A 4,808-nucleotide genomic window follows, 5' to 3' on the forward strand; every position below is an offset into this window, starting at 1 on the left:
ACCAGCTCGCTCCCGGCACCGAGGGCGGCTTCACCCGCCACTTCCCCGACGGCGCGGTGGCCACCATCTTCGAGGCCTCCGAGCAGTACCGGAAGGAGGGCGTGCCGCTCGTCCTCCTGGCGGGCAAGGAGTACGGCTCCGGCTCCTCGCGCGACTGGGCGGCCAAGGGCCCGCTGCTCTTGGGCGTGCGCGCGGTCATCGCCGAAAGCTACGAGCGCATCCACCGCTCCAACCTCGTCGGCATGGGCATCCTGCCGCTGCAGTTCCCCGCCGGGCAGAATGCGGACTCCCTGGGCCTGAGCGGCGAAGAGGTTTACGAGATCACCGGCATCCCCGCGGTGGTGGAGAAGTTCTCTGCCGGCTCGATGGTGAAAGTGCGCGCCAAGTCCGCCGACGGCAAGGTGAAGGAGTTCCAGGCCACGGTACGCATCGACACCCCCCAGGAAGCCCAGTACTACCGCCACAGCGGCATCCTCCACTACGTCCTGCGGCAGTTGGTGGGGAGGAAGTAACAAGGCAAAAGGAAAAAGGCAAAAGGAAGTGATGGCGCCGTCTTTGCCTTCTGCCTTGCTCTCTCCCCGCTTGCCGCCCTCGCGGCCCGCCGCATAGAATGGACTCGCGTCAAGTCATCGGTTGTGCAAGCGGAGGCACGTCCATGGCGTTGAAAGTCGGCACCACGGCGCCGGACTTCGAGCTGCCCGCGGTCACCGGCGACCTGAAGGGCAAGCTCAAGCTCAGGGACTACCGCGGCAAGAAGCACGTGGTCCTGGCCTTCTATCCCCTGGACTGGACCCCGACTTGAACCGCGCAAATGTCGGCGTACGACGCGGACCTCGAGAAGTTCGCCGGCTTCGATGCCCAGGTCGTGGGCGTAAGCGTGGACTCCCTCTTCTGCCACATCGCGTGGCAGAAGAAAGACATCGGGATGCTCCACTACCCGCTGTGTTCGGACTTCTACCCCCACGGCGCGGTGGCCAAGAAGTACAAGGTGTTGCGCACCGGCGACCCCATCCCCGGCATCAACGACCGCACCGTCTTCATCGTGGACAAGCGCGGCAAGATCGTCTTCGCCAAGGTCTATCCTCTCGACACGCAACCCAACAACCAAGACTGCTTCGAGGTCCTGCGCAAGCTCTGAGGCTGCGACCGTGAAAAACCCCGCCCGCGGGCGGGGTTTCCTTCTGCCGGGAAAGGCGCCGGGCTAGCGCGCGCCCGCCTGCCGCTTCATCTCGTCGATCATCTGGAAGAGCTGGCTGCGGTCCACCACCTCGACGAAGGGGGTGCCGGCGCGCGCGTCGCTGACCACATAGATGGTGGGAGTGTGCTGCACGCCCACGCTCAGGCCCACGTTGATGTCCTGGTCCACCTTCTTCTCCAGCACGCCCATGGGGTCGACGGCAAAGGGCAGGGCCAGCTTGTGCTCGCCGGCGAACTTTTCGGCGTAGCTGCGCAGGTTGTCGGGTGTGATGACGGGCTGGTTGGCGAAGATGTAGTCGCGGAACTCGTCGCCCAGGGCCTTCGACTTGGTGTCGAAGTACTTGGCGAAGATGGCCGCCTGGCGCGCCCAGGGGTGCATCTTCAGGGGGAAGTCGTAGCGCACCTGCGGGATCTTGTAGGTGCGGGCAGCCTGGCTGAGCAGGGGAGCGGCGCGCCCGCAATCCGGGCACTGCAGGTCCTCGAAGACCACCAGGGCCACCTTGGCGCCCTTGGGCGGACGCAGCACCTCGCTCCTGGGATCCTGCGCCAGCGCCGGTAGCGCCAGCAGCGCCAGCGCCGCCACCATCCGGAACACCCCGCGGTTCCTCATTCGTCTGCTCTCCCCATCCTTGTCGGTTGGACCTTCTCCTGCGGTTAGATGCCCATGGTAGCTGAAAGGGCTGGCCGGCGTCATGCGGCCGGCGCGCCTCAATAGTGGAAGCGGTAGCGCACCTGGAAGATGACCTGGCGCGGGTTGACGTAGTGGGTGCCACCGAAGGTGTTGCTGTTGTCGAGCAGGTAGCGGTGGTTGGAGAGATTCAGCCCGGCGATCTGGACCGACCAATCCTCGCCGAAGGACTTGCCCAGGGCCAGGTCCACGGTGGTGTGGGGGGAGAGGTGCGCGGGCCCGTCTCCATCCAGGAAACCGGAGCCATAAGCCACGTTGCCCGAGGCCCAGCTCCTCCAAGGCAGGCCCAGGTAGAAGCCGGTGCTCAAAGTGTCGCGCTGGTCGTGGTCGAGAAAGAAATAGCCGCTGTCGGGGGGCTCGAAGTCGGTCAGCCCGCCCGTCACCCCGCCGGCGCCTTGCGCGTATTGGTGAGAGTAGGCCAGGTAGAGTTGCAGGCGGCCCGCGATCCGGGGCGAGCGCAGGGTGGTCTCCCAGCCGTGGATGCGGGCGCGCGCGATGGTGAGCGGGAAGAAGATGTTGGAGTTCCCCAGGACGTCGTGGTCGAAGTAGTTCTTGGCGGCGGTGTGGAAGTAGGTGGTCTCCAGCACCCAGCCGCGCACGGGGATGGTGAGGCCGGCCTCCCACTGCTCGTCGCGCTCGCCGTGCAAGGGCAGGAAGCCGAAGCCCTCGGTGGCCGCCAGCGCCAGCACCGGTCCGGAGACCGTGAGCAGCGGCGGCGGCTGGTAATAGCGGCCGTAGAAGCCGTGCAGCACCCAGCCCAGGCGGGGCAGATCGATGGCGGCGCCGATGCGGGGGTCGGCGGCGGTCTCGGTGAACGCGCTGGAGAAGCGCGTGAGCCGCACCCCGCCGTTGAGCGTGAGCCAGCTCGTGGCCCGGTACTGGTCCTCCAGGAAGGCGGCCTCGACGTCGCCCCAGGTGATGACGCGGGAGGACAGGGAGGCGGCGTCGCCGGGCGTGGTCACAGCGAAGAAGGCGTTGTCGTGCTCGCCGAAGACCTGCACCCCGAAGCGGGCGTTGTGCTTGCCGCGCACCACGCCCAACGTGCTCACCCCGCCGACGTAGTTGGAGCCCAGGTCCTGCTCGGGGCTGACCGGGGTGTCCTCCGGCCCGCCCAGGTAGTGGGCGCGGTTGAAGTGGTAAAAGGGGGAGACGGTCAGCACTACGCCGCTGCTTACGGTGTGGATCCAGGAAAAGTTGACGAAGACGTCGCGTTCGTCCTCGGTGTCGCGGATGCCGGCGGCCTGCTGCTCCGGGGTGTTGGGCACCTGGTAGTGGTCGCCGCGCGCCGAGGCCAGCAGCCGGACCTGGTCGCTGGGGGTGACGTTGAAGATGAGCGAGGTGAAGGCGCTGAGCCCGGTGCCCAGGTCGTGCAGCACCTGGGGCGAGGGCGTCTCCAGACCCAGGTCGCTGCGGTTTCCGGCCACGCTGGCGTAGTAGGCGAAGCGCTCGCTGTGGCTGCCGAAGCTGAGCTGGTCGTCGGTGCCGTGGAAACTGCCGTAGCTGGCCACGACTTCGCCCTCGTTGGAGCGCTCGAAGCCGGAGCGGGTGATGACGTTGAAGACGCCGTAGGTGCGGTCGCCGTACTCGGCGGTGTAGCCGCCGCGCTGTACCTCGATGGAATCGATGTCCTTGGGATCGAACTGCGGGCCCACGTTGGTGGCGATGCTGGTGTTGGGCATGGGCACACCGTCGAGCATCCAGGTGACCTGGTGGCCGCCGCGGATGTGCAGCTGGTCGTGTGCGATGACGGCGCTGGGCACGTAGTCGGTGATCATGGCCAGGCTGTTGGCCTGCTGGGCGCCGGGGGTGGTGACGATCTGCCGGCGCTCGATCACGCTCTGGGTGGTGGAGGAGGTGGTGTCGACGGTGGCGGGCTCGGCCGAGACCTCGATGCTCCGCGTGACCGGCGCCACCCGCATGGGGAAGTGCAGCTCCAGAGCCCGGCCGGTGGTGACCAGGATGCGCTGCTGCTGGGGCGCAAAGCCGGGCGCGGTCACCTCGACCTGGTATTCCCCCGCCTCCACCGCGTCGAACTGGAATTCGCCCTCATCGTTGCTGACCACCGTTTTCGACCACTGCAGGTTGAGGGCGCGCAGCGTGACCTCCGCTCCCTGGATGGGACGATGGTCCGGGTCATGCACCAGGCCGCGGACGTTACCCAGGGCGGTGGCCAGGGCCGGCAGCGAGGCCAGGGAAAACACCAGCGCCACCAGCACGGTTCGTAGCAAAGAATCTCTCAGGCGCAGCGCGAGCCACGTCATACGGGATCACTCCTCCAGGATCGAAGAATCGGCCTTGCGGGATTACAGGGAGGAGCGAGCGGGAGGAGCGCGCGGAGACTGGAGGCCGAGGGCGGGCGCGGCCGCCTGGGTGCTGGCCGTTGGGACGCTTGCAGCTTGCGTGGCGAGCGGCGCCGGAACCGCCGCCGGCGCCTGCGCGCGCAGCACGTTGGACAGCAGAGTGGCGTGAGCATAGGGGCACTTGCCGGCGGCCTCGCGGAAGCCGTCGCCCGGCAGGCGCAATTCGGCCATGCCGGTGCAGTGGTGCGCGCCTCCCGCGCGGCAACAGATCGGCAGGGCGGGCGCGCCCCCGGCAAGCGTTAGCGGCAACGCCAGCGGCGCCAGCAGCAACACCAGCACGAAGATGGAGAGGCTGCGTCGCATCGATCCTGGACTCTGCCCTGGTCCAGATGGCGGAGAGGCCCTCAAGGCTACACAACGCTGGGTCGCCAGCGCAAGCGCCCACCGCGGTTGAGCCTGCCATTTTGCGTGTGCTAGCATTCCCTGTTTGCCCCTGTCACGCGGCCCGGTTCTGCGGGGGAGCCCGCCGCCGGCCGTCCTGCCAAGTTCGCCCCAGGGGAGTTCTGAAAGGAGTCCAAGCGTGAAGGTTTACGAAGGCGCCAATGTCCGCAACCTGGCCGTGG

General features: G+C 67.5%; 5 protein-coding genes. 2 read left to right on the forward strand and 3 right to left on the reverse strand.

What is annotated here, in order from left to right; translation table 11 throughout:
* Positions 1-512: aconitate hydratase (acnA, locus tag VEG08_03970; protein HXZ27140.1), on the forward strand; the 512-nt coding region annotated here is incomplete at its 5' end.
* A 143-nt stretch (positions 513-655) separates the two neighbouring features.
* Complete coding sequence (locus VEG08_03975; GenBank protein HXZ27141.1) at positions 656-1,138, forward strand: redoxin domain-containing protein; 483 nt, start codon at positions 656-658, stop codon at positions 1,136-1,138.
* Between the two features lie 63 nt (positions 1,139-1,201).
* Here VEG08_03975 and VEG08_03980 read toward each other — a convergent pair whose 3' ends face one another.
* The 3 genes from VEG08_03980 to VEG08_03990 form a co-directional block, all read right to left on the reverse strand.
* The gene (locus tag VEG08_03980; GenBank protein HXZ27142.1) at positions 1,202-1,807 is read right to left on the reverse strand and encodes a thioredoxin domain-containing protein; all 606 of its coding nucleotides are present in this window, start codon (positions 1,805-1,807) and stop codon (positions 1,202-1,204) included.
* Between the two features lie 98 nt (positions 1,808-1,905).
* Positions 1,906-4,146 carry a TonB-dependent receptor gene (locus tag VEG08_03985; protein HXZ27143.1) on the reverse strand — a complete coding sequence of 747 codons (2,241 nt, stop codon included), beginning with the start codon at positions 4,144-4,146 and terminating at the stop codon, positions 1,906-1,908.
* A gap of 42 nt (positions 4,147-4,188) precedes the next feature.
* Positions 4,189-4,548, reverse strand: coding sequence for a hypothetical protein (locus VEG08_03990; protein ID HXZ27144.1), 360 nt, complete (start codon positions 4,546-4,548; stop codon positions 4,189-4,191).
* Positions 4,549-4,808: the final 260 nt, after the last annotated feature.

It is taken from the genome of Terriglobales bacterium (assembly GCA_035624475.1).
In the GTDB taxonomy this organism is placed as follows: domain Bacteria; phylum Acidobacteriota; class Terriglobia; order Terriglobales; family Acidobacteriaceae; genus DASPRL01.

Excerpts from the sequence above, each read along its gene's own strand:
- VEG08_03980 (HXZ27142.1), bottom strand. The coding sequence starts at position 1,807 with ATGAGGAACCGCGGGGTGTTCCGGATGGTGGCGGCGCTGGCGCTGCTG.
- VEG08_03985 (HXZ27143.1), bottom strand. The coding sequence starts at position 4,146 with ATGACGTGGCTCGCGCTGCGCCTGAGAGATTCTTTGCTACGAACCGTG.
- VEG08_03990 (HXZ27144.1), bottom strand. The coding sequence starts at position 4,548 with ATGCGACGCAGCCTCTCCATCTTCGTGCTGGTGTTGCTGCTGGCGCCG.